Here is a 23,946-nt window from a genome sequence, read left to right on the forward strand (position 1 = left end):
TTCTATCAAGGATCGTGGGCATGGGTTGCTGGGCGGTGGTGTTTCTCGGGGGCGGTATCATTGCGTCCATTGGAGTGGCCGGGGATGGACATTTCGTGATTCGTGTTCCCTCTCTCCACGAGAGGTTTGGGCGGAGGGGGCTGGAAAGGGGTTCGGGGTGATCCGAAAGAAGCCCCTGTGCTGGCTCAACGCTGAAATCATGAATCCAGGAACAGATATGACCCGAAGCAACGCCATCGCCTGCCGCTAAAAAGTATGCGTCTTTTCGATCACCTCATTGACAACGGCTATGCCGTTTGAGTGCGAGCGGTGGACCAGCGGGCAGGTGTCCAGTTCGCAGCTTCGGACTGTTGCATGGTCGGCAGGGCGTCGAGTAGGTCTTTGAGATACTCGGCGGGGTTAAGGCCGAGTTTACGGCAGGTTTCCACCAGGCTGTAGATGACGGCACTGGTCTGCCCGGAGTTCGGGCTGCCGAAGAACAGGAAGTTCTTTTTGCCCAGCGCGGTCGGACGAATGGCGTTCTCGACCAGGTTGTTGTCGATTTCGAATGTTCCGTGTTCGAGGTAAAGATTAAGCGCTTCCCAGCGATCAAGCGCATAGGTTATGGCTTTTCCAAAGTTGCTCTTTGGCAACTGGCGCGCCTGTTCTTTATCGAGGATCGTTTTAATTTTATCCAGAACCGGAGCCGCATGTTTCCGGCGGTAGGCCGCGCGTTCAAGTTCAGGATTGTTTCGAAGTTCTGTTTCAGTGCGGTAGAGTTTGGCGATCAGCTTTACGACTTTCCGGGCGTTCGAGTTGTCAGGCACTTCCACGAAGTTCCGACGGGTATGCGCCCAGCAGGCGGCGTGAATGATGGTCTCTTTTTCTTTTTGATGTTCCGGACGGTTCAGCCACGCCGGATAGGCGGCATACCCATCGGTCTGAATATATCCTTCATAATCGGTGAGAATCGGAACCAGGCATTCGGCGGCCCGGCTCGGGAACCATTCAAACAGCACGCCGGCCCCGGGACTGTGATAGGCCCATAGGTATCCATTGGGACAATGGTCCTTTTCCGTGTCCTGGTATTTTATGAATGTTTCATCGATCTGCATGTATCCGCTTTGCCGGATTTCATTGCGGAGCGCTTCATAAATCAGAGTCAGCCAATCGGCGACCAGATACATCCAGTTGCCCATGGTTTTGCGGCTGATTTCAATATCGTGGCGGTATTTCAGCGTCATCTCCTGCCGGTAAAGCGGAAGATGGTCACAGTATTTGTTCAGAATGATGCTCCGGATCAGTCCGGCGGAAGCATAGCTGTTCGGGATCAGCCGCTTCGGGGCAGGAGCAATGAGCGGTGCGACGTTGCGGTCATCTACTTTGATATATTTTTCGCGGACGATGATGCGGCGGAAGTATTGAGTCGGCGTAACGTCGAGTTCCTCAACGGTTTCCTCGCCAATCTTTTTATAGCTCTGCGGATCCGCCTGCACTTCATCCGGAACGATAACGACGCGCTCGGTCGGGAGATCTTCAGGGATACGCTCTTTAAGCGGTTTGCGCTTACCGCGCCGGGATTCCTTTTTTTCGTCGAGCTCTTCGAGTTTTTCTTCGGCTTCGTCGAGAGCATCCTGCATCTCGCGAAGCTCTTCAAACGCCAGTTCCATCTGGTCCGGGGTCAGTTTTTCACTGCTGCGCCCGAATATCTTATTCATCAGATAACGGACCTTCTCATGCAGAAGGCGTATTTCAACCTGCTGATCGGTGTTTTGCGCAAGCAGCTTATCAAAATTTTCCCGGTTGAATTCCATGCCGTATATTATACCAAAACCGACCGGAAAATGGCGGCATCAAGAGCAGGAAAAATGCAAAAAAAATCAGCGCTGATACCACGGCTTAAACGATCCCTGTTTCAGATCGACTCCATCGAGCAGCAGCGCAAGCGCCTCGGGCGCGAGTTCAAGCCTCTCGTTCGCGGCAACGCCCTTCGGACAGCTAAAGCATCCTATATCCAGCCGCTTGATGGCCACCCACATACCGGTGCCGTCCCAGTACAGCGTCTTGATCCGGTTCCGACGACGATTCGTAAACACATACAACGCCCCTGAACACGGATCTTCATTCAACCGATCCAGCACAACGCCATGAAGGCCGTTAAAACTTTTTCGCAGGTCCACCGGCTCCACCGCCAGGTACACCCGGATAGAGTTGCTTAATCCAAACATCCGGCCGCCTCCCGCAGAACAGCACCGAGTTCTTTCGGCGATGCAACCGGCACCATCACCTCAATCCGGTTCGGCAGACAGATCCGCACCTCATCCGGCTCGGCGGCATCAGGCCGCAACTCCACCTCGTAAAAAGCAGGTTCCTGCTCCTGTCGTTCAAGGCGCAACCAACGAGCCAGCGTTTTCGGATTAATATTCCATTCCCGGCAGAATGCCGCCTGAGTTAGCCCGGCACCATTGAACTCTTCGATCAACTCCCGGCGTTCCTCCTCTGTATAAGAGGCTCGCCCCATTCCATTGCTTTCATTCGTATCCATGCCCGACAAATTATCAGGCTTCCCCCGAGCTGACTACGGGGAGGAGGAAGAGGCGTATACGCTAAAAAAGATCACCTTGAATTTCTCCGGGATCGAGGCACCCCGCATCGTCGTTGACCACCTTGTTCACCCGTCGCGACACCGGCCGGGAGGTGAGTTGCGGGGTCACGTCTGAGCTCACGATCGTGAGCGCAGACGTGACCTTGCCGGGGGAGGCGAGCCAGTTATTCCATTGGGTTTGGTCTATGATGACGGGCATGCGGTGGTGGATGCCCTGCATGTTTTGGTCGGCGGCGCGGGTGATGATGACACAGCGGCCTTCGCGCCATAGGCCGGCAAAGCCGAAGAGTTGCTGTTTCAGGGTTTGGAAATAGTAGGGTTGCTTGCCTTTCCATTCGTAGAATCCGTCGGCGGGGATAAGGCAGCGGTTGGCTGCGAGCAAATCCTTGAACATGGGGCGTTCCGCCAAGGTTTCGGAGCGGGCGTTAATCACCAACGCGCCGGAATGGGGATTCTGAAAGCCCCAAATGCATTGCTGCGCCTTGGTCGGGTTTGATTGCCGGAAGACGGCGACGTTTTGGGTGGGGGCCACGTTGTAGCGTCCATGGAAGAGCGGGGGAAGCTCGACCTCGCCGAGTTGCTTCAGCACCTCTTCCCGTGTTTTGGTTTGTGTAAAGCGTCCGCACATAAGAACGTATTTCGTAATACGTATTGCGAAACTTTGCAACACCGTTACTCTGTTGGATATCACGTTTGGAGGATTACATGAAGCTGTGTCGGTTTGGCGAAAAGGGCAGGGAGCGCCCTGGGGTTTGGATGGATGACGGACGGATTCTTGATGTGCGGGCGCTGGCGTTCCATATCGAGGATTTTAACGAGCACTTTTTTGCGAACAATGGATTGGGGCAACTCAGGGTCTTGCTGGATGATCCCGGTGCCGGATATGTCGATGCCGGATCGGTTCGTTTGGGCGCGCCGGTTGCTCGGCCATCGAAAATCATTTGCGTCGGCGCCAACTATGCCGACCATGCCAAGGAGTTCGGGCATGCCATTCCTTCGGAACCCATTTTGTTTTCGAAGGCAACAACGGCTCTTGGTGGACCCAACGATGAAATCGTATTGCCGGAGGGGGCGCAGGTGGTCGATAGCGAGGCCGAGCTGGCCGTGGTGGTCGGCAGGACGGCAACCAAGGTCGCCGCGGAGGACGCATTGGATCATGTGGCCGGCTACACGGTGCTAAATGACGTCACCGAGCGGATCGTGCAGAAGGCCAATGGCCAATGGTTCCGCGGAAAGGGGTTCGATACCTTCTGCCCGTTGGGGCCGTTCCTTGTCACGCCCGACGAGGTGCCAAATCCCGACCACCTACGTGTTTGGCAAAAACACAACGGGGTCCTGCTTCAGGACGGAACCACGGCCGATATGATGTTCAAGGTGTCTTTCTTGATCGAGTACATCTCTCGCGGCATGACGCTTCTTCCCGGCGATATCATATCAACGGGTACGCCGAATGGCATTGGCTCGGCGCGCGATCCCCAGGTGCTCATGAATCCCGGGGATATCGTTGAGGTCGGGGTCGTCGGGGTGGGGGCGCAGCGTTGCGTGGTGCGGTAGTGGCGCAGGCGTTCTTGCCTGCGTGGGAAGAATAAAAAAGGGATCGCCGATGGCGATCCCTTATTCATTTCCGGTGCTTCCGGTTTAGAACTGGTAGCGCATGGAACCGAGCAGGGTGTAGTCGGAATAATCCTTGCCCCGGCGGCTGTCGAGATCCGCACGCAGTTCGAGGAATTCGCCGAGCTTGGCCGATGCACCGATGCCGATTTTTAGGATGTCCTTTTCCGGTGCCTGAAGGATCATGGTGTAGTTGTTGTTGTATCCGTCAACGAGGGTATAGCCTACGTTTTCATCGTCGCCCAGCCACTCATGCTGCCAGTAGGCGCGGATTTCGGGTTTGATGGTGATGCTGCCCATGCCCATATACATGCCCATGCTGCAACCCAGCGAACTTTGAAGGTAGAAGGCGTCAAAGCTATCGACACTGCGCTGTACGGCATCGGAGGACTGTTCCTCATACCCTTCCTGGCTATAGTAGTTGCCGAGGAAGGAGAGCTGGGGCGTGTAGATGAGGTATTTGCCGGACATCTCCTTGCCGCCGCCGAGGAAGAATGCAACGTTGTCCGCACTGTAGTCGGCCTTCGTGTCGAAGGTGGTTCCGTAGGTGGAATCAATGTCGGAGGTGCCGTAGATAATGCCTGCGTCGCCGAACCAGTCCTTCGTTCCGATCGATGTGTAGAACGCGGCATACATGCTCTTGGTGTCGGTGGTTGCCCCGGCGCCCCTGTCGGCCGTTCCGTTTCCTGCGCCACCGGCGAGGCCAAAGAGGACATTTTCCCCCACGGAGAGGTCGGCGCCGATCAGGAAGCCGGAAATGTCGGCGGAATAGCCATCGAAGCCATCGGCGGCATCCTTGTCGCCCCAGTTGCCGTATCCGGAGATCCAGCCCTGGAGTTGCTGCCCCTGCATGTGCGGGCCGGCCACGCCTTTCGGTTTGTCCCAGGAAATACGGGCCGAGGCCTCGCCCATGCGGGCGCGGGTGTTGTCCGCGCGCTTGGTCACCTGTTCGGCAACGGACTGCAGGCCCATGTTGACGACGTTGTGGGCGGGCGTTGAGCTTTTCTTTTCCCCATAGTAGGCATCCATGGCCGCGTTGATCTCCGCGCTCGAGGACATGTTCGCGATGATCTCCACCATGGCCGTGGCATTGGAGTTGCCGGCAATGAACATCTCGTTGATTTCGGTGGCCACATCCTTTAGCTGCCCCTCAAGGCCTCCAACTTCGCCGATGGTGCGGACGATGAAGTTGTCGAGCACGATGGTGTTGCCGTTGGAGACGACGGTGTTGAAGTCGAACAGCAGGCTGCTGTCGATGTTAATGTTGTCCAGCAGGCTGCCCGTGGAGGCCGCTTCGTCGTTGATCGTCAATTCCCCGGCAACGACCACGTTCTGCACCAGGTTGGTGTCGTTCTTGCCGACGCCGTTGTTGACCACCCGGATCGTGCTGCCGCTTTCGAGGTTGGCCTTGCCGGCAACCTGCAGGTTGGCTTCGGTGTTGTTGGTGCTGATGCCGACTTCAAGCGTCGAGTATTCGTCTTGGTTGTAGTCGCCTTCAACCTTCGCCGTGGAGGTGCCGTCGATCTTCAAGGTCGAGTTGTGGTAAACATAGGCATCCTTGCCCACCATGACGCTGGCGCCGTCCAGGATGGTCAGCGTGTTTTGGTAGGAATTGTTCGATTCCGTGCCGATGAACAAGTCCATGCCGATGTCCAGCAGGGAGCCGGCTCCGCCAACGGTGACGGCGTTGTTGTCCGTATCCAGGCCGATGTAGAGGTTTTGCGTTGCGGTGGCCACGGCTTCGTTGGTGATCGACAGGGTGCTCTGGTTGTCGATGAATAGATCGGTTCCTTCCCACGAGGCACCCGCCCCGTCGAGCAGCACGGCGTAGCCGCCGTCCAACGTGTTGGTTCCGCTCAGGGTTCCAAGAAGGTGGAGGGTTGCACCGCTCTCGATGAAGATGTTGGTGAGCCCGTTGGCCGTGGCGGAGAGGTTCCAGTCAGTCGACTTGAGGGTGCCGCCCTCGCTGACCGTCAGCGTATTGTTGGTGCCCTTGATTTCAATGTTGTCCTGCGCGGAGACATAGAGCGTGCCGCCTTCTTCAATATTGACGGCATTGCCCGAGCCGGTGTCGGAGCCGATGACCAAGCTGTTGGATACGGTCAGGAGGGAACCATCGACATAGTCGTTGTAGTTGTTTTCGCCCCTGATAGTAACCATGTTGTTCGAGGTTCCTTCGTAGGCTCCGACTAAAAGATCCTTCGTGTTGGCTTCCGCGCCCATCACGATATCGAAGGTGTTGATCGAGTTCTCAGCGCCGATGTGGATGGCGTTGGCCACGTTGAGCACCGCATTGGTGGTTTCAAGGTGAATGTAGTTCTTCTCTGTATGCTGGTTGGTGGTGGCGCCCACATAGAGGTTTCCGGCCACCTCGGTGGTGCCGCCGTAGATGGAAAAGCGGTTGTTGCCGTCGTCGCTCTTGCCGACCACCAGGTTGCTTGCAACATTGAAGCGGGAATCGGCATTGTCCGGGGTCAGGAAGATATAGTTGTCGCCGACCGCCTCGCCAATGATTGCATTGCCGTCCAGGTTCACCAGTCCGCCGTCGCTGATGTTCAGGATGCTCCCGCCTCCTTCAAGGCCAACTACCAGGTCGCTCTGGAGGTTGAGGGTTGCGGCTTCGCCGACCGTGGCGGTGTTGCCTCCGTTGTTCGAGGCGCCTGTTGCTCCTGCGTTTTTGCCGATGATGAACTCGCCGGCGACGGTGTTGGTGCCGCCGGTTTGGTTGTAGGTGTTTTTAGAGGAGTCGCGGCCGAGGATGAAGTCGCTTTCTGCCACGACGGTGCCGTGGTCGATGTTGAACTGGTTGCTTCCGCCGTTGGCGCCGACGATTACGTTGCCCGTGGCGTTGAGCGTGCCGTTGCTTCCAACATTGACCGAGTTGCCGGTCGCCGTTTCGTTGGCGCCGACATAAAGATCGCTCTGGGCATCAACCATGCCGCCGTCGGCAATGTTCAGTTCGTTGTATTTCCCTTCGTCGCCAACCGTCAGGCGGGTTTGGGCAGTGAAGGTGGAGCCGGTGCCGCCTACGTTCAGTTCGTTGTAGTTGGCCTTTTTTTCGTCATTTTCGGCGTCATAATTCTGACCCAGCACCACGTAGTTACTGGCGGTGCCGGTTGCGCCGTTGGTGAAGGTCAGGATGTTGTACGAGCTGCTTTCGCCGATAAGGGTGAGCGCATCGGACTGCCAGGTTGCGGTGTCGCCATCGAGGACAATGCCGTAGCTGTCGTCGATTTTGTTGCCACCGAGGGTCAGTTCGCCGCCCAGTTCAAGGGTGGATCTGCTCTGCATGTCGATGCCGAGGTCTTCTAGCGTGCCGGTGTCCACCGCGCCGTCAACTTGGAGCGTGCCGCCATTCTTGACCGCAACGCCGTTATCCTTTTCGGTATCCACTACATTGATGTCGTTGGTGGAATTCACCGAAAGGGTGCCGGAGACATTGACATAGTTGTTCGAACCGCTTTGCCCCACCGTCAGCATGCCGCCGACCTCCAGGGTTGCGCCGGAGCCGATATTGACTGTGTTGGTTGATCCGGCAACCCCGACAAAGGCATTTGACGCAATGCTCAACGCGGAGCCTTCCCCGGCCAGTTCAATTTTGCCGCTGTCGTTGGTGCCCAGGCCGACATAGAGGTATTCGCCATCGAGTTTTGAAGCATAATTGATGCTGATGGCCGCGTCGCCATCGGCGTCGCCAACGATGATGCCTCCCGTTGACAGACCGTTGGTATCGGCGTTGCCTGCCACCAACCGCGCGTCGCCGACAACGGAAACCACGTTGTTCGAGGAATCCTTGCCTTTGCCGATGATCAGCTTTTCGATAGCCAGGGTGGAGTCGTTGTTGACGGTCAGCGTGTTGTCCGGATCGAAGTAGCCAACATAAAGAGGCCCGGTGGAGGCGTCGTCTGTTGAGTTGGTGTAGCTGGTTCCTCCGTCGATTGGGTTCGGGATGGCAACGGCGTATGTTGCGCACAGGGAAACGGCCATCAGCAGGAGTGCTGTTCGACCGTGTTTAAAGGTACAGTTCATGATATTTCGCTCCGGTTTAGCCTGTGGAGGCAGAGTGTCCAAAAAATATCCGCACACGTTACACACGGAGGCGGGGAAAAACAACCAAGTTTGCCGGTTTTTAAAGGGGCGGGCGGGGGTGCTGCCACTTTTTTCCCCGATAGTTCGATTTTAGGCTTGGGGCGGGTCTCCGATTGCGGATAGATTCCTTTCCCGTATTTTTTGAACTATCCAACACGCTAAATATGGGGCGAATTTAATGGCGAAATATCTCTTTATCACGGGCGGTGTGGTTTCATCGTTGGGCAAGGGCATCACGGCGGCATCGGTCGGCCGGTTGCTGATCAACCGCGGGCTCAACATCCGCATGCTCAAGATGGACCCTTATCTCAATGTGGATCCGGGCACCATGAGCCCCTACCAGCACGGCGAGGTCTATGTGACCGACGACGGTGCCGAAACCGACCTCGACCTCGGCCACTACGAGCGCTACACCGGCGCACCGACTTCCCAAAAAAGCAACATCACGGCCGGCAGCGTCTATTGGGATGTCCTGCACAAGGAACGCCGTGGCGACTATCTGGGTGGCACGATCCAGCTGATCCCCCATGTCTCCAACGAAATCAAGGATCGAATCAAGGCGCTCGAAGCCGAGAAGCCGGACGTGATCGTGGTTGAGCTCGGGGGCACCGTCGGCGATATCGAAGGCCTTATTTTCCTGGAAGCCATCCGCCAACTGGCGCTGGAGGTCGGGCGCGACAATTCCATGTTCATCCACCTCACCTATGTTCCGTTCATTGCCGCCGCCAAGGAAGTCAAGACCAAGCCCACCCAGCAGAGTGTGGCCAAGCTGCGCGAAATCGGCATCATGCCCGATGTGCTCGTCTGCCGTACCGAGGTTGACCTCGAACGTGAGCACCTCGACAAGCTGTCGCTGTTCTGCAATGTGCCGAAAGATTGCGTCATCGTCGAAAAAGACGTCGAAACCTCCATCTACGAAATCCCGCTGGTGCTTTCCCGCGCCGGTCTCGACGAGATCATCCTCAACCGTTTCCGCATCGTCAAACCCTCCAAGCCGCTCACCGACTGGGAAAAGCTGATCGATACGATCAAGCACCCGAAAGGCAAAGTGCGCATTGGCGTGGTGGGCAAATATTCGGAACTCCAAGATGCCTATAAATCCATTTACGAGGCGCTCTACCACGGGGGCTACGCCGCAGGCTACAAGGTGGATGCCGTCAAGATGGCCGCCGAGGATATCGAGGACGATCCCTCCATTCTGGACTCGGTCGACGGGGTGCTGATTCCCGGCGGCTTCGGTTCGCGCGGCATGGAAGGCAAGATCCGCGCGGCGCAATATGCCCGCGAAAACAACATCCCGTTCCTCGGCATCTGCCTCGGCCTCCAGTGTGCGGTCATCGAGTTTGCCCGCAATGTCTGCGGCCTGGCCGGCGCCCATACCACCGAGTTCGACGAAGAGCGCGGCGTGAAGACCGAACATCCGGTCGTTTGCCTCATGGAGGAGCAGACCGATGTGGTTGAAAAGGGGGGAACCATGCGCCTCGGTGCCTGCCCGTGCGGGGTGAAGGAAGGAACCAAGGCCTTCGAAGCCTACGGTTCGAAGAATGTTTCCGAGCGCCACCGCCATCGTTACGAGGTGAATAACCACTACCGTGCAAAGCTCGAAGAAAACGGTTTGGTGCTCTCCGGCATCAATCCCGACATCGGGGTGGTTGAAATGGTTGAGCTTCCCGACCATCCGTGGTTTGTCGCCACCCAGGCGCACCCGGAGCTGAAATCCCAGCCGGTCAATCCGCATCCGCTGTTCAAGGATTTCGTCGCCGCCGCCGTCAAGAGGCTCGAAGGGTAGGGCGCAACGGGAGGGTCGGCGGACTCGCCGCCCGCCCGACTCTGCGCTGGCGAAAGGGAACCCGCCCTTGCTCCACGGCAGCATCTCGCCGCCAGCCTGGAAGCCCCGTTGTCGCGACAAAATGAAAGCGCGTTGCGCGGGCAAATCCAATGCAGGATTTACTGGAGTTGATTTCCTTCCCTGTGCTCCATGGATGTGCAGGAAGCACAAAGGCCTCGCGCTGGTGCTTCGTGTGTTTTGAGCCTCTTTGTAGCAATCAAGTCCAGCCAGGTTAAGTTCGCTTAGAAGGCGTAGATGGCTTTGGCGGAGAGGTTGTGCGAGTTGAAGTTTTCGCCAATCAATTCGTCGAAATCGAGCCGGAGGAGAATGTTCTTGGGTTTGCGTTTCGCGGTGTTGAAAAACGAGACGCCAATGCCCAATCGTACGGCATCTTCGTCGAGCATGGGGTAGGCGAGGGCGTAGGTGTTGCCGGTTCCGCCTTCGAGCTGGAAGGATATATGGCCGGGGTCGGGATTGAACTCGTGCAGCCAGTGGGCGCGCCCCTCGATCTTGAAGCCGAAATATTGGGTGGCCTTGGTGTTGTGCATGGCCACGTTCAGGCCGAGGCTGGTGCGCAGCGAATCGGCATCGAATTCATCGAACGAGCGCGGAACGGCGGCGGTGCCGGTCTCGGTGTAGGCCTCTTGCTGATAAAGCGTGTATTGAGCCGAGGCTTCCGGGGTGATGACGGTCGAGATTTTCGGGATATCGAAACCAATGCCGCCGCCAACATATCCGCCGACCAGATGGGAATCGTATTCGCCATCGAGCCGGAACGGCTCTGGGGTGTGGGATTCCACACCGTTGTAGCCGTAGGCAAGGCCGGCATCGAGATAGGAATGGTTTTTCCCGATGGTGGAATAGATTGCTGCATGCGCGGCGTTCATGTCTTCCTCGGCGCCGTTGTCGGCATCGATGCTGTTGCGGCCTGCCCCGCCGCTAATGCCCACAAGCAGGCGGCCGAAGCTTTTATCCGCGCCAAACACCCCGCCGTGCGTGGTGGCTTCGTAGGCGCTATTTTGGTCGTCGCCGTCGTGGTTGAGGAATTGCCCGTGGTATTTCATCCAAAAGCGCCAGTCGTTTTCAACTCCCTCCGGTCCATTGCTTCCTGTCGGAAGCAGAAGCTTTTCGCGGAACTCGGTGCCGCGCGAGACCGATTGGCCGACGGCGGCCTTCAGCCCGTTCATCGCCACCTGGAAGGTGTTGAGCTTGGTGAAGTAGGTTTGCTCCACGGCGTAGGCGGAAGCTTCCGGGTCGTCCATCTCGACGATGGTGGCCATCATGTCCGGATCGTTGATGGCGTCCAGCTCGTCGGCCAGCCGGGCCATATCGCCGCTCGCGTTCCAGTATTCGTTGAGGGGCTGCCTGGAAAGAAGGAGAACCAGCAGTTTCCCGTCCTCCACCGAAATCCCTTCAAGTTCCATGAGCGCAGCGGTGGTGACCTGGATGTCGACGTTGTTGGTGAAGGTTGCCGTTGTGGCCACGTTGGTTGCGCCGCCCGAATCAACCACATTGAGTTGGTTCGTTGCCGAAACGAGCCACAATGCGTTGGTCTCGGTGTTTAGATCGATCCAGGCAATGTCGGCCTGGAGAGCGGAGCCCGAATGAAAGGTCACGTTGCTGCCCACGGCGATTCCTCGGTCGGTAATGGATGTGGAATCGATCTTGAAGGCCAGCGTACCATCCTTTTGCACATCCAGGTTCCCGTGTGCTTCGATGCGCCCTGTCCCGGTATCGACGATGGCGCCCGATTGGATGGCGAGGTTTTCGAAGAAGATTTCGCTGTATCCCGAGTTGAGCGTAATGCTTCCGCCCGAACCGAGGGTAAAGTCATTTTCAATAAGCAGGGTTCCCGAGTTGATTTCGGTGTTCTGCAACGGGGCGTCCGACTGGTTGTCCACGTAAAGAATTCCACCGTTCTGGCCGAATACCCCGTTCACCACCAGGTTGGTGCCCAGCGTGATGAATTGCCTTCCTCCACCAAATCCGATCGAGTCAAACGTTCCTCCGAGTAGTTTGTTGCTCACACTCCCCTCGCCATACGCCAAGCTGTAGAATGCATAGGTGTCGTCACGCCCGGTGGCGCCGGCCTTGAACGTGCCGCCGTGGATCGTGACATCGGAGTTTTCAACATAGAGGGCGGAGCCCCCCTTGCGGTTTTCGGGATTGTTGTGGGTGTCGGTAATGCTGCCGGCATCCCCGCCCGTGAAGGTTCCGCTATGGATCTCGATGGTTGAATTGGTTGCATCGATGGCGTGGCCGCCCCAGCTGGCGCCTATGAAATCCGAATCGGTAGAGACGTCCCCGCCATTCCCACCTTTAAACGTGCCGTTGCTGATGATCAGTGTGGAGTTGCCGATGTTCAGGCCGTGGCCACCCATGGAATGCGGCCCAGCTCCATCCCAGCTCAACTCCCCCCCGTTTCCGCCAATGACAGTGCTTGAGTCTGTGCCATCATCGGTGAATACCAATGTCGTGTCGGTGGCTTGAATGCCATCTGTTCCAAGGGTGATGGCATTGTTGGGCAGGTAGGTTCCGCCCGTAATAAGGGCTTTTGAGACCACAATGTTGCTGGTGCCGGAGAAGATGGCTCCCACGGCCGCCGTGGCGGAACCGATGGGGGGGATGCTTCCTCCGCCATCGGTGCTGCTGCCCAACCCCCGGAATTCTCCGCCATTGATGAAAAGGTTTTTTCCACCCGTAATGCGGAGCACCGTATCCGCCGTGTTGCTCACTACCGAGCCCGTGCCTTGCAGTGAAAAGCGGTCGAATCCGTTGGTGATGGATATCGTGCCTTCAATCCGGTGGCCCAGAGCCAGGTTGGTTGTTCCGCCAAACCCGATGATCAACGATCCGTCTCCGTGCTCAAGCGAGGAGATCGAGGTGGCCTCGGAAATATTGGTTCCAAAGACGGTGCCCTCCCACCAGTTGGTCGAGGCGTTGGCGGAATGTGGTGCCAGGCACAAAAAAAAGGCGGACGCCGCAACGGGCGCCACCTTCTTCATGCACCAGGCCAGATGTCGGGGATGGTTATTCATCATGGAACAACTCCTGGCGGTAGGTGGGTCTTGCAGATTTATTTCGCCTTCTTCTTCGGCACGAGGATGGCGTTGACAAAGCGGCCCTGCAGGCGTGGCGCCTGATCGACCGAGGTGATGTCGACGGTATCCTGGATGACGCGCTGCATGACCTCGAAGCCGAGTTCGCGGTGGGCGTTTTCCCGGCCGCGGAACATGAGCGAGATTTTCACGCGGTCGCCGTGTTCGATGAACTTGCGCAGGTTGCGCATCTTCGTTTCGTAGTCGTGGTCGCCCACGTTGACCCGGAATTTGACTTCCTTGAGCTTGGTCTGCACCTGGTGCTTCTTCTGCTCTTTCTTCTTTTTTTCCTGGTCGTACTTGTATTTTCCGTAATCCATTATTTTGCATAATGGCGGCTTCGCGCCAGGGGAGATTTCCACCAGGTCGATTCCGTATTGCTTGGCGCGGTTGAGGGCGTCGATGGTTTTCATGACGCCGAGCTGGTCACCGTTGGGATCGATGACGCGGATTTCCGGAACCCGGATCCGATGGTTGATTCGTACCTGCGGCTCGCGTTGCGGCCTGCCCCTGTAGTTTGGCTTGCTAATCTGAGACCTCCATGTCTACTGTTTTTTTATCCAGCTCCTCTTGCTTGAGCTGGGCGATAAATTCTTCCAGGGAGCATTCGCCCTTCATGCCCTGAAGGCGGTGGCGCACGGCTACCTGTCCGTTTTCCTGTTCCTGCTTACCGATAATAAGCATGTAGGGCACTTTGTCCAGCTGGGCGTTCTTTACTTTTCCGTTCAGTTTGCCCTGCTTTTTATCGACCGTTGCGCGGATTTCCGCTCCGCGCAGCGCGGAGAGCACCTCGTCGGCATAGTCGAGCTGGTCGTCGGAAAGCGGCAGCACGCGCACCTGTTCCGGTGCCAGCCAGACGGGGAACCCTCCGGCATAATGCTCGGTCAGGATGCCGAAGAAGCGCTCCATGCTGCCGAACAGCGCGCGGTGCACCATGTAGGGGCGGTGCGCCTCGCCATCGTCGCCGATATATTTAAGATCGAAACGCTCGGGCAGGTTGAAGTCGAACTGGATGGTGCTGGTCTGCCACTCGCGGCCGATGGCGTCCTTCACCTTCAGGTCGATCTTCGGGCCGTAGAACGCCCCGCCGCCTTCGTCCACTTCGTAGGGGAGACCTTCGGCCTTGATCGCCGCTTCAAGCGACTTGGTCGCCTGGTCCCAGCGTTCCGGCTCGCCGACCGCCTTTTCGGGGCGGGTGGAGAGGTAGGCCTTCACTTCGGTGAAGCCGAAGGTTTTCCAGATAAAGTTGCAGAAGCGGATCACTTCCTTCACCTCATCTTCGATCTGACCAGTGGTGCAGAAAATGTGCGCGTCGTCCTGGGTGAAGCCGCGGACGCGGAACAGACCGTGCAGGGTGCCCGCCTTTTCGTAGCGGTAGACCGTGCCGAGCTCGGCCCAGCGCAACGGAAGCTCGCGGTAGGAGCGCAGTCCGGATTTGTAGATCTCCACATGGAACGGGCAGTTCATCGGCTTCGTGAAATATTCCTGCCCGTCCACGTCCATCGCCGCGAACATGCCCTCGCGGTAGAAATCGAGGTGGCCCGAGGTTTCCCATAGGTTGGCTTTGCCGATGTGGGGGGTGTAGACGATGTCGTACCCATTCTTGAAGTGTTCCTTCTTCCAGAAATCCTCGATCGTGGAGCGGATGCGGCCCCCCTTCGGGTGCCAGTTCACCAGCCCCGGGCCGACGTTCTCCGAAATGGAGAAGAGATCAAGCTCCTTGGCCAATTTGCGGTGGTCGCGCTTCTGGGCCTCCTCGATCTGCTTGAGGTAGAGGCGCAGCTGCTTCGGGTTGGTGAAGGCCGTGCCGTAAAGGCGCTGCAGCATGGGGTTGGTTTCGTGGCCGCGATAGTACGAGCCCGCAATGTTCATGATTTGGAACGCACGCAATTTGCCCGTGCTCTCCACATGCGGCCCTCGGCACAAGTCCATGAACTCGCCGCAGGTGTAGAAGGTGATGGCATCGCCTTCCGGAATATCGGCCAGGCGTTCAAGCTTGTATTTCTGGTCTTTCAGCAGTTCCTTCGCCTCGTCACGCGAAACCGTCATGCACTCGAAGGGCAGGTCCTCGTCAACAATCTTCTGCATCTCGGCCTCGATGCGCTCGAAGTCGTCGGGCGTAATACGGGCCTCGAGATCAAAATCGTAGTAGAAGCCGTCGTCCGTCGAAGGGCCAATATCGAGTTGCACATCATTAAACAGGCGGCAAACCGCTGCCGCCATCACGTGCGCCGTGGAGTGGCGCAACCGATCCAGATCGTTGGTTTCGTTTTTCATCTATTCGAAAGAATCTCCCGTAAAAAGAGCAGGAATATAGGATGTTGCGCCAACCGTGTCAATTGGCGCGAGGGCAAATTAACCCTGCTGGAACCGTTTGTCTCCGGAACCCCGCCGCACGTCCGTGCTCACGATCGTGAGCACGGACGTGCGGCGGGGGGGGCAGTCCTTGCAAACGAGGAATTGCCGAGGGGCGGTCCGGTGGCTACGATGGGGGCTCTTTAGTTGGAGGTATTGGATGAAGGTTTCAGGTTTCATGGCTTTGCTGTTGCTTGCGGGATGCGCCTCGGTGCGGGAGCAGGCCTACCAACCGCATAAGAGCGCGGAAAAGAAAGCATTCGCACGTGTCGACCGAACCATCGGGCCCGATGCCGTGCGGGCGAACTATGTCGCGCTGGCGGAAACCGAACTCGCCTGGGCCGGCATCATCAAGGATGTCCAATATAACGAAACCGAACGTACGTTCCAGGTGGCCTTCGAGATCGAATATCACGATTTCGACTGGGTTGACCATGGTGGCGGGCAGCCGTTCCGGCTTTCGGCGGAAGGCGGAGGGATCTTTACGGCAGGCTGGTACGCCAGCAAGCCGACCCGCATCAGCTATCTGAAATTGCTCGCCGCCCCCGGCGACATGATCATTGTCTACGGAAAACCCTTCAGCATGGCCAACGGCGTAATCCAACTCGCCGCCACTGCCATTCGCCCCGTTAAGCAAGGTGGTTTTTCATTTTTGGAGCCGATTGCGGAGTCGGCTGAGCCGCCGGTGGTTGATGAGGGGGTTCCGGAAGCCTCTGGCGAAAACCACCGGGAGCAGGCGATCAAGACCCTTGAATCGTTGGAGGCGCTTTGACGTGCGATCCACCATGAAACGGCTTGCTTCAGGGCATGCCTCTGAATATATTCCCGCCCTTCATCAATGCGCTCTGGTAGCTCAGCTGGATAGAGCAACGGACTTCTAATCCGTAGGTCACAGGTTCGAATCCTGTCCAGAGCGCCATTTCTTCCTTAGTATTCCACATTCCAGGTTTCGACTTGCTCCATGCAGTGGCGGGCGGTGAGGTCGATGTGGATCGGGGTGAGGGCCACATAGCCGGAGCGCACGACCTGGACATCGGTGTCGGCGGAGTCGTCGAGCAGGTCGAGCTCGCCGTCGAGCCAGTAGTATTTGTTGCCGCGCGGATCGAGATGGGTGGTAAATTTTTCCACGAAGCGGGAGCGCCCCATCCGCGATGCCTTCATGCCCTTGAGCTCGGAAAGCGGAATGTTCGGGATGTTGACGTTGAGCAATGTGCCGTCGGGCAGTGGATTCCTCGCGACCTTGGCTACGATTTCCGAGGCCACCTTGGCGGCGGTTTCCCAGTGGGGGTTCTGGTAGGTGCAGAGGGAAAGCGCAATGGCCGGTACGCCGAGGATGACGGCTTCGGACGCGGCGGAAACCGTGCCGGAGTAGAGTACGCTGATGCCGGTATTGGAGCCGAGGTTGATGCCGCTGACGACGAGGTCGGGCAGGTTTTCCTTGTGCAACAGGCAAAGGGCGAGTTTGATGCAGTCGGCCGGTGTGCCGCCCACGGCGGTGCCGAATGGCTGGCCGTTCTTTTCGACGGGAAGTGCCTTGATGGGGTCTGTGAGGGTGATCGCGTGTCCGGCGGCGCTGCGCTCGGTGTCGGGGGCGCAAACATGTAGGTCGCCAAGGTGGCCGATGGATTGGTGGAGTTCCGCGATTCCGCGCGCATGGATGCCGTCGTCGTTGCAAAGTAAAATTTTCATGCGGGCAAATATGGCGGTGTGGTTGCGAAACATCAAGAGCCGGAGTGCTGGATTAAAGGGTTGTTGGATGGAGGGAGTTGTTTCATTCTGCTTTCCATGAATTTGATCATCCTTAAAGCTGAAGAGTTGGATGCCGCAGGGCGTACCGTATTGGCCGGCGAACGGGCGCGACACATCCACAAGGTGCTCAAGGCCGAGCCAGGCAAGCGGTTGCGCATAGGGTTGCTGAACGGCGCGTTCGGCATGGGCACCGTGGAGGCGGTTGATGCCGGGAAGGTGGTGCTTTCGTGTGAATTGGAGCCGGAGCCTCCTCCGGAGCCACAGGTCGATCTCGTTCTGGCGATGCCGCGCCCCAAGGTGCTGAAACGGCTGTGGGCCCAGTTGGCGGCGCTCGGGGTGGGACGAATTGTCCTGTTGCGTGCGGATAAGGTGGAACGCTACTATTTTGATAGCCACGTACTCGATCCGGATTTCTACAACAAGCTATTGATCGAAGGGTTGCAGCAGGCGCGTTGCACACATTTGCCTCAGGTCATGATTCGTCCGTTGTTCAAACCTTTTGTCGAAGATGAATTGGAAGCGATGTTTTCCTCGCATCGAAAGCTGCTAGCCGATCCGTCGGGGGAAAAGGGCCTTGCGGCCTTGCTGATGCCAAAGGCCGATGGGCGGGTGGTGCTGGCAATCGGGCCAGAAGGCGGCTGGACGCCCTATGAACTAGATATGTTTGGTGCGCGCGGGTTTGAGCTGTTCGGAATGGGACGCCGGATCCTGCGGACGGATACGGCCGCAATCGGATTGCTTGCGATGCTTTCCATGGAGCAGGCCTAGTCAAGCACACTTGCGCAAGTGTGCTTGGGTTTTGTGTTCAAGCACACTTGCGCAAGTGTGCTTGGGGGCGTACAAGAAGGGGCATGAACGGGTTGCCTCTCTGGAAACGATTCCGAATATTGGCCAACCCGATGCGCTTGGAGATGCTTTCCCTGCTTAACGGGCGGCCTCCCATGTTTGTTCAGGCCATCGGGGAACAGCTGGGCTGTAGTGAAGATGTCGCTAGTAAGCAGCTACAACTGCTGGCTGACGGTGACTTTCTCTCTCAGGAACGGAAGGGGCGGTTCCTGTTCTACTCGGGGATGGAATCCGATCGGTTGGGTTGCCTGGTGCTGGAAGAAAGCCTGAGGGATGGCGCGGATCTCGGTTCCATCATGAAATCCTTGACGGCTTTTACCCATGAACGACGGATCTTGATCGTGAGGGAGCTCGCCAAGGGGGCTCGGGTTTTTGAAGAGCTGTGCGGGGCAACAGGCATATCCCTCGACGCAATGAAACGCCATTTGCGGAAACTGGAGGGCAGGGGGTTCGTTGAACGGCGGGATGGTTGTTGGCATGGGATCGCGCGAAAGGATCGATTGGGAAAAGACCTCTTGCGGATCGTGCTGGACTAGAAGCACACTTGCGCAAGTGTGCGTGGATGGAGAATGATGAAGAATTTAATTAAGTGGTTTGCGGTGGGTTTCGGGACGGGGTTGAGTCCGGTGATGCCGGGGACGGTCGGAACGTTGGTGGGATTGCCGATTGCCTGGGGCGTGATGCGTTTGCCATCTCTTTGGTGGCAAATTGGCGTCTGCATGGCATTGACGCTGTTGTCGATTCCGATCTGCGAGGTGGCAGAAAGGATGATTGGCGGGAAAGACCCGGGGTGCATCGTGGCGGATGAATACCTAACGTTGCCGATCACGGTGATTGGGTTGGGTTCTCCGTGGGCGTTGCTGAGTGGGTTTGTGCTTCATCGCATTTTCGATATCACCAAGCCCCCGCCGATCAAGCAACTGCAGCATATCCATGGCGGATTCGGGATTACGATCGACGATTTTCTGGCCGCATTGATTGCCCTCGGCCTGAACCACTTGCTGTTCCGCTTTATTGCTTAGGGCGGCCCTGCTCGACATATTTCATGAGCGACTGGAATTCCTGCTCGTTGCGCAGGAGGTCGAATTCTTCCTCCGACATCCAGGCCATGGCCAGCTTGGGATCGGTTAGCTGAACGCCGCGTTGCAGGGCATCGACGGCGTCGGCTGAATTGCCCAGCTTGTTTTCCACGCGGGCCAGCAGGAAGTAGAGGTTGGCCACGTCGGTCACTTCCTGGGTGAGCGCACGGAGTTGTTCTCCGGCGAGTTCCCAGTTGCCGATCTTGGTCAGGTATAGGGCGAAATTATAGCGGGTGTCGGTGTCTTTCGGGCGCTGGTCGAGATATTGCTCGTAGGCGGTTGCAGCTTCTTTTTCGCGGCCCTGCTCCTTATAGAGGATAGCCAGGTTGTTGAGCGCCTCGGCATAGGCAGGTTTGAGCCCGAGCGAGCGCTTGAGATATTCTTCACCTTTTTCGAAGGCTTTGGCCTCGATGCAGGCAGCGCCGAGGTTGTTGAGCACGTCGTGGGTCAGGTCGGAGTCGGGGGCGCCATCGAGCAGTTCCAGCGCTTTCTCGTTCTTGTTGAGTTTGAAATAGGCCATGCCCAGCGGCACTTTTATGCCTTCAAGCTCCGGCAGGATTTCCAGTGCGTTTTCGTAGTATTCCGCCGCTTCGGCATATTTCCGGGTTTCGGCGGCCTGCTCGGCCAGGATAATGTTGAAGGTGGCTTTCTTGATCCAGCTGGCGTTGAAGGGGCGCTCGCCTTCGCCTTCCCATTTTGGATCGCCATAACTGCGGGAAAAGTCCATCACCCACTGCGATTCGGTGGGCAGGGAGTAGCGCGGGATGTATTCCTGCTGGATCGGCTCCGGGGCACTCGACTGCTGCAGGATATCGATGTATTCGCGCACAACAACGTAGACGAGCGATACGGCCAGCAGCAGCACGGCCATGCCAAGCACGAAGCTCAGGAACTGGTGTCGGCGAATCTCGCGCTTGCGTTCCTCGATGATTTCCGAGGCGACCTGTGGTGTGAAATCGTCGCGGTCGGTACGGTCGGTTGCGTAGATGTCCTGCAAGTGCTGGCGTTTTCCTGTTTCCATAAAATCCTGTTCCCATAGATTGGCGTAGAGGGTCGGATTCTCCATAAAGCCCCTGGGAATGCAATTCAAATATACATTCAGTGGGAGCGGATGGGCTCTTTGCGAGGTGGGATTTTCTTCGGTTTTTAGTCCAATCCGTCCCGTTTAGGTGCTATAAACACGCGCTTTGACCCCCAAAGGCAATCCCTGTTGGAATGCCGAAACGAAGGAACAACCATGTCCAGTACAATAGGAACCCTCTTTAAAGTGTCGACATTCGGTGAATCGCACGGCAAGGCCGTGGGCGCGATTGTTGACGGCTGCCCCGCCAACCTGCTGCTCAGCGAGGCCGATATCCAGCCGCAGCTCACCCGCCGCCGTCCCGGGCAGAGCGCCATGACCACGGCGCGCGACGAGGCCGACCAGGTCACGATTCTTTCCGGAGTCGAAAACGGCAAGACCCTCGGCACGCCGATCGGCCTGATGGTCAAAAACAAAGACCAGCGCCCCGGCGACTATGGCGAAATGAGCAATGTTCCGCGCCCGTCGCATGCCGATTTTACCTACCAGATGAAATACGGCAACCGAGCCGCCAGCGGGGGCGGCCGCTCCAGCGCCCGCGAAACCATCGGGCGCGTCGCCGCCGGGGCCATCGCCGAAAAATGGTTGTTCGAGCAGTTTGGCACCCGGATCGTATCGTGGGTGAGCTCGGTCGGCGATATCGATGCGCGCGACCTGACGATGGAAGGCCTGACGCGCGAACAGGTTGATGCCAACATTATCCGCTGCCCGGACGCAGTCGCCGCGGAAAAAATGGTTGGGTTGGTCAAGAAAACCGCGGCGCGAAAAGACTCGGTGGGCGGGGTGCTAACCTGCGTGGCCGAAAACATTCCCGTTGGCCTTGGCGAACCCGTGTTCGAGCGCATGGAGGCCTCGCTTGCCCAGGCCATGCTTTCGATTCCGGCCACCAAGGGCTTCGAGATCGGCTCCGGATTTTCCGGGGCCCGCATGTTTGGTTCGCAGCACAACGATCCGTTCGAGATGAAGGCCGACGGCCGTCTCGGCACCTCGACCAACTTTAGCGGCGGCGTGCAGGGCGGGATCTCCAACGGCGAACCGCTGGTGTTCCGCATTGCCTTCAAGCCGCCGGCTACTATCGGGATGGCCCAGGAAACCTCGACGTTCGAGGGCGAGGCCACCGTGCTCGAGGCCAAGGGCCGCCACGATCCGTGCGTGGTTCCGCGCGCGATTCCGATCGTCGAGGCCATGACCGCGCTCACGCTGATGGATTTTGTGCTCAGGCAAGCTTATCGTAATGCGTAATTCGTCAAACGTAATTTGTTACGTATGACTCGTTACGGATTACGCTCCTTCCCATGAGCAACTCTCCCAGCTATAAACCGAATTCGGCGCCGCGCACGTTCCACGTCATGACCAAGCCGATCGGGCCGTTGTGCAACCTCGACTGCAAATATTGCTTCTATCTCGAGAAGGAAAAACTATTCCCATCGGGCGAGAACTACCGGATGCGGGACGAGGTGCTGGAGGCGTATGTCCGCAGATATATCCAGAGCCAGAACACACCGGAAATCAGCTTTGCCTGGCAGGGCGGAGAGCCAACCCTGATGGGGCTGGATTTTTTCCGGAAGGTGGTGGCGTTGCAACGGCAGTATGCCGGCGGGCGTCCGGTGAACAATTCGTTCCAAACCAACGGCACCAACCTCGACGAGGAGTGGTGCCGGTTTTTCGCCCGCGAAAACTTCCTGGTTGGCCTGAGCCTCGATGGGCCGGAGCATATCCACAACCGCTACCGCGTCGATAAGGGCGGGGCGGGCTCGTTCGGGCGCGTGTTCGCCGCGATGGAGCTGCTGAAGAAGTGGCGCGTGGAGTTCAATACGCTCACCTGCGTGACCCGCCAGAGCCCGGACGAGGCGGTGGAAATCTACGGTTTCCTCAAGAAGCACGGCGTGAAGTTCATGCAGTTTATCCCGATCGTCGAGCGTGCCGGCGACCGGGCGGCGCACGCCGTTGGCCTGGAGTTGGCCGCGCCGCCGGATCTGCGGGCGGACGACAATCCGGATGGGATGATGCCTTGGGCGGTGTCGCCGGAGGGCTTCGGCCAATTCCTGTGCAAAATTTTCGACGAGTGGATCAAGGCCGATGTCGGCCGGGTTTTCGTGAATCTTTTCGATGTGGCGCTGAGTGCCTGGTGTGGCATGGAGCCGAATCTCTGCACGTTTTCGCGCCGGTGCGGACAGGCCGTCGCGATGGAGCACGATGGGGGCATCTATTCCTGCGACCACTATGTCTACCCGTCCTATTACCTCGGAAACATCATGGAACAGTCGTTGGAGGAGATGGTCTATTCCAAGGAGCAGGCCAAGTTCGGCAACGACAAGTGGGATGCGCTTCCGAACTATTGCCGGGAATGCGAATTCCTGTTTGCCTGCAACGGCGAGTGCCCGAAGCACCGTTTTATGAAGACACCTGATGGCGAACCGGGGTTGAACTATCTGTGCGCGGGGTATAAAACGTTCTTCAAACACATCGATCCGAAATTGCGGGAGATGGCGGCACTTGTCCAAAAAGGGCGGCCAGCGGCGGACATAATGAAGACGGATGCTGCTCCGGCGGTGCCTCCGAAGGCCTCCGCCGAGGTTGGGCGCAACGACCGCTGCCCGTGCGGAAGCGGTAAAAAATTCAAGAAATGCTGTGGAAAGTAGATTTATGAGCGAAGAAGCAACAACCAACGTGCAGGAGCAGGCGGTTCCAATCCTGGTCAATGGCGAGGTGGTCGCCCAGGGGCTGGTCGATCAGGAGCTGCAAATGCTTCGCGAGCGCTATGCCCGGGAAATGTCCTATCAGGAAATGGACGAAAAGCAGGCGAAAATCGAATCCGACGCCCGCGAAAACGCGGTCGAGCGCGTGTTGCTGATGCAGCAGGCGCGCCTCGAGATCGAACGTGTCCGCCCCGAGGAGGTCGAAGCGCGCTTCATGGCGCTCAAGGAGCAGCATGGTGGCGAGGAGGAGTTCGGCAAGCGCTTTGAACTCACCGATGAAGACGTTGCCAAGATCAAGGCCGATATCGAGGACGGCGTTCGTTTGGAAAAATATTTCGATCAGCTCTGCGAAAGCGTTGCCCGCCCGGCGGAGGCCGATTCCCGCGCCTACTACGACGAACATCTGGAAGAGTTCAAGACCCCGGAGCTGGTGCACGCCGCGCACATCGTGCAGCATCCGTCGCCCGACATGCCGTTGGAACGGGTGTATGCCGAATTGCTCAACGTCCGCGAACGGTTGAAGGCCGGTGAAAAGTTCGATGATTTGGCCGATGAATATTCGCACTGTTCCGACGGCGGCCACGACCTGGGCTATTTCGCCCGCGGCCAGATGGTTCCGGTTTTCGAGGAGGTCGCCTTCGCCACAAAGGTTGGCGAATACAGCGATGTGTTCCAGACCGAATTCGGCTACCACATCCTTACGGTGCTCGACCATAAGGAGGAGGCCGTGCGCGAGTTTGCTGATGTGCGCTACGACATCGAAAGCATGCTCTTCGACGAACGAAAGAACGACGCCATCGGCACCATGGCCGACGAGCTTCGCGCTTCCGCCACGATTGAAAACCTCGAAATTGTTGAAGGGTGATGATGGCCACAAAAGAGCGCAAAGGACGCAATAGCAATCCCTCCGGGCAGTCTTTGCTTTCT

Annotated in this window: 19 protein-coding genes and 1 tRNA gene; 10 read left to right on the forward strand and 10 right to left on the reverse strand. The window is 57.7% G+C overall.

The features are described from left to right. Positions 1 to 287 precede the first annotated feature (287 nt). From tnpC to E9954_RS20140, 4 genes are all read right to left on the reverse strand, one after another. Positions 288 to 1,793 (reverse strand): IS66 family transposase, encoded by a 1,506-nt coding sequence (tnpC, locus tag E9954_RS20125; protein ID WP_136081067.1) that lies wholly within the window; start codon positions 1,791 to 1,793, stop codon positions 288 to 290. Between the two features lie 66 nt (positions 1,794 to 1,859). Next, entirely contained in the window at positions 1,860 to 2,207 is a 348-nt protein-coding gene (gene tnpB / locus E9954_RS20130) for an IS66 family insertion sequence element accessory protein TnpB (protein ID WP_136081068.1), read from the reverse strand. After that, entirely contained in the window at positions 2,195 to 2,524 is a 330-nt protein-coding gene (gene tnpA / locus E9954_RS20135; protein WP_136077477.1) for an IS66 family insertion sequence element accessory protein TnpA, read from the reverse strand. The genes tnpB and tnpA overlap by 13 nt, the downstream gene beginning before the upstream one ends. Before the next feature lie 61 nt (positions 2,525 to 2,585). Beyond that, positions 2,586 to 3,212, reverse strand: coding sequence for an SOS response-associated peptidase (locus E9954_RS20140; RefSeq protein WP_136081069.1), 627 nt, complete (start codon positions 3,210 to 3,212; stop codon positions 2,586 to 2,588). 77 nt (positions 3,213 to 3,289) lie between these two features. Here E9954_RS20140 and E9954_RS20145 point away from each other — a divergent pair, with 77 nt between their 5' ends. Then, positions 3,290 to 4,138 carry a fumarylacetoacetate hydrolase family protein gene (locus E9954_RS20145; protein WP_136081070.1) on the forward strand — a complete coding sequence of 283 codons (849 nt, stop codon included), beginning with the start codon at positions 3,290 to 3,292 and terminating at the stop codon, positions 4,136 to 4,138. An 84-nt stretch (positions 4,139 to 4,222) separates the two neighbouring features. Here E9954_RS20145 and E9954_RS20150 read toward each other — a convergent pair whose 3' ends face one another. Further along, positions 4,223 to 8,224: an autotransporter outer membrane beta-barrel domain-containing protein gene (locus E9954_RS20150; RefSeq protein ID WP_136081071.1), complete on the reverse strand. Its 4,002-nt coding sequence runs from the start codon at positions 8,222 to 8,224 to the stop codon at positions 4,223 to 4,225. Between the two features lie 238 nt (positions 8,225 to 8,462). Between E9954_RS20150 and E9954_RS20155 the strand changes: the two genes are divergently transcribed. Next, on the forward strand, positions 8,463 to 10,073 hold the full coding sequence (locus E9954_RS20155) for a CTP synthase (RefSeq protein ID WP_136081072.1): 1,611 nt from the start codon (positions 8,463 to 8,465) through the stop codon (positions 10,071 to 10,073). A gap of 281 nt (positions 10,074 to 10,354) precedes the next feature. Here E9954_RS20155 and E9954_RS20160 read toward each other — a convergent pair whose 3' ends face one another. From E9954_RS20160 to thrS, 3 genes are read right to left on the reverse strand one after another with little or no spacing between them, the layout of a single operon-like run. Further along, positions 10,355 to 13,153 (reverse strand): autotransporter outer membrane beta-barrel domain-containing protein, encoded by a 2,799-nt coding sequence (locus E9954_RS20160; RefSeq protein WP_136081073.1) that lies wholly within the window; start codon positions 13,151 to 13,153, stop codon positions 10,355 to 10,357. Positions 13,154 to 13,188: 35 nt separating this feature from the next. Next, entirely contained in the window at positions 13,189 to 13,740 is a 552-nt protein-coding gene (infC, locus tag E9954_RS20165; protein ID WP_136081074.1) for a translation initiation factor IF-3, read from the reverse strand. Then, entirely contained in the window at positions 13,736 to 15,487 is a 1,752-nt protein-coding gene (thrS, locus tag E9954_RS20170; protein WP_136081075.1) for a threonine--tRNA ligase, read from the reverse strand. The genes infC and thrS overlap by 5 nt, the downstream gene beginning before the upstream one ends. A gap of 238 nt (positions 15,488 to 15,725) precedes the next feature. Here thrS and E9954_RS20175 point away from each other — a divergent pair, with 238 nt between their 5' ends. Both E9954_RS20175 and E9954_RS20180 read left to right on the forward strand, forming a co-directional pair. Continuing rightward, positions 15,726 to 16,337 carry a hypothetical protein gene (locus tag E9954_RS20175; RefSeq protein WP_136081076.1) on the forward strand — a complete coding sequence of 204 codons (612 nt, stop codon included), beginning with the start codon at positions 15,726 to 15,728 and terminating at the stop codon, positions 16,335 to 16,337. A 70-nt stretch (positions 16,338 to 16,407) separates the two neighbouring features. Beyond that, a tRNA-Arg gene (locus tag E9954_RS20180) sits at positions 16,408 to 16,484 on the forward strand. An 8-nt stretch (positions 16,485 to 16,492) separates the two neighbouring features. Here E9954_RS20180 and surE read toward each other — a convergent pair. After that, the gene (surE, locus tag E9954_RS20185; RefSeq protein ID WP_136081077.1) at positions 16,493 to 17,254 is read right to left on the reverse strand and encodes a 5'/3'-nucleotidase SurE; all 762 of its coding nucleotides are present in this window, start codon (positions 17,252 to 17,254) and stop codon (positions 16,493 to 16,495) included. Positions 17,255 to 17,350: 96 nt separating this feature from the next. Between surE and E9954_RS20190 the strand changes: the two genes are divergently transcribed. From E9954_RS20190 to E9954_RS20200, 3 genes are all read left to right on the forward strand, one after another. Then, positions 17,351 to 18,082 carry a 16S rRNA (uracil(1498)-N(3))-methyltransferase gene (locus tag E9954_RS20190; protein ID WP_136081078.1) on the forward strand — a complete coding sequence of 244 codons (732 nt, stop codon included), beginning with the start codon at positions 17,351 to 17,353 and terminating at the stop codon, positions 18,080 to 18,082. An 83-nt stretch (positions 18,083 to 18,165) separates the two neighbouring features. Continuing rightward, entirely contained in the window at positions 18,166 to 18,696 is a 531-nt protein-coding gene (locus E9954_RS20195; RefSeq protein WP_136081079.1) for a helix-turn-helix domain-containing protein, read from the forward strand. Between the two features lie 33 nt (positions 18,697 to 18,729). Beyond that, positions 18,730 to 19,182 (forward strand): phosphatidylglycerophosphatase A family protein, encoded by a 453-nt coding sequence (locus E9954_RS20200; RefSeq protein WP_136081080.1) that lies wholly within the window; start codon positions 18,730 to 18,732, stop codon positions 19,180 to 19,182. Here E9954_RS20200 and E9954_RS20205 read toward each other — a convergent pair. Further along, a complete protein-coding gene (locus E9954_RS20205) occupies positions 19,172 to 20,305 on the reverse strand; it encodes a tetratricopeptide repeat protein (protein WP_136081081.1) in 1,134 nt (377 codons plus the stop codon). The two genes, E9954_RS20200 and E9954_RS20205, sit on opposite strands and share 11 nt — an antisense overlap. 171 nt (positions 20,306 to 20,476) lie before the next feature. Between E9954_RS20205 and aroC the strand changes: the two genes are divergently transcribed. The 3 genes from aroC to E9954_RS20220 are packed head-to-tail and all read left to right on the forward strand — an operon-like array spanning position 20,477 to position 23,884. Then, a complete protein-coding gene (gene aroC, locus E9954_RS20210; protein ID WP_136081082.1) occupies positions 20,477 to 21,562 on the forward strand; it encodes a chorismate synthase in 1,086 nt (361 codons plus the stop codon). 53 nt (positions 21,563 to 21,615) lie between these two features. Then, positions 21,616 to 22,962 carry an anaerobic sulfatase maturase gene (locus E9954_RS20215; RefSeq protein WP_136081083.1) on the forward strand — a complete coding sequence of 449 codons (1,347 nt, stop codon included), beginning with the start codon at positions 21,616 to 21,618 and terminating at the stop codon, positions 22,960 to 22,962. A 4-nt stretch (positions 22,963 to 22,966) separates the two neighbouring features. Then, positions 22,967 to 23,884, forward strand: coding sequence for a peptidylprolyl isomerase (locus tag E9954_RS20220; protein ID WP_136081084.1), 918 nt, complete (start codon positions 22,967 to 22,969; stop codon positions 23,882 to 23,884). Positions 23,885 to 23,946: the final 62 nt, after the last annotated feature.

The sequence above is a fragment of the Pontiella desulfatans genome (genome assembly GCF_900890425.1).
Classification (GTDB): domain Bacteria; phylum Verrucomicrobiota; class Kiritimatiellia; order Kiritimatiellales; family Pontiellaceae; genus Pontiella; species Pontiella desulfatans.